The organism is Micrococcus sp. LASM2_SD2 (assembly GCF_057364565.1).
The window spans coordinates 1-943 of the sequence record NZ_JBNFOB010000420.1; the positions used below are offsets into that span (position 1 = coordinate 1).

General features: G+C 74.3%; 1 protein-coding gene and 1 pseudogene. Both read left to right on the top strand.

From position 1 onward, the window contains the following. Positions 1–352 (top strand): annotated as a pseudogene (locus tag AC2W7A_RS12865) (inositol monophosphatase family protein); the annotation flags it as partial. Further along, a complete protein-coding gene (locus AC2W7A_RS12870) occupies positions 349–843 on the top strand; it encodes a glutaredoxin family protein (RefSeq protein ID WP_485991670.1) in 495 nt (164 codons plus the stop codon). The pseudogene AC2W7A_RS12865 and the gene AC2W7A_RS12870, both read left to right, overlap by 4 nt. Positions 844–943 lie beyond the last annotated feature (100 nt).

A 943-nucleotide genomic window follows, 5' to 3' on the forward strand; every position in this document is an offset into this window, starting at 1 on the left:
CGGCCCCCGTGACGGGCCGCTCCGGGCGGCTGATCGCCACCGGCTTCGGCTACGACGCGGACCGGCGCGCCCGCCAGGTCCAGGCGCTCGCCGCCGTGCTCGGCGAGTTCGGGGACATCCGACGCATCGGCTCGGCCGCCCTGGACCTCTGCATGGTCGCGGACGGCACCCTGGACGCCTACGCCGAGTACGGCACCCAGGAGTACGACTGGCCGCCGGCGCCCTGATCGCCGAGGAGGCCGGGGTTCCCGTGGTGCGCCCCGCCCATCCCGACGGCGGCGCCCACCCGGACTGGATGCTCGCCGGAGACCTCGGCGGGCTGGAGGAGACGCTACGGGAGGCGATGGCATGAGGACCCTGTTCGGACAGCCGTGGTACTACCCGGTGGTGTTCGTCTGCTTCGGCCTGGCCTTCGCCGCGTGGGGGACGCTCCAGCGCAACCCGATGCTGATCGCCCCCGGCGTGCTGATCGCCGCCTTCGGCGTCTGGTACGCCCCGGCCATGAAGGTCTCCTCCCGGCCGGCCTCCGGTGCCGAGGAGCACCTGGCGAACGGGGGAGTGGTGCTCTACTGGCGCCCCGGCTGCCTCTACTGCCTGAAGCTGATCCGCACCCTGAGCCGGCAGGAGCGGGAGACCGCCTACTGGGTGAACATCTGGACGGACGAGCAGGGCCGCGCCCAGCTCTGGGAGGCCCACGAGCACCGCACCGGCGTCCTTCAGGGCCGCCCGGACGAGACCGTGCCCACCGCGGTCAGCCGCCGCCAGGCCGTGGTGGTCACCGGTGACGAGAACATCGCACGCCTGCGGCAGATGCTGCAGGCCGCGGCACGGAGGACACGGTGAGCACGGACAGGAACCGCCACGGGAGGACCCCGGGCCCCCAGGAGCCGGCCCAGGCGGCCGGGCGAGCCGACGGCGGCAGGCGGGCGGCCGTCGTCGTGCG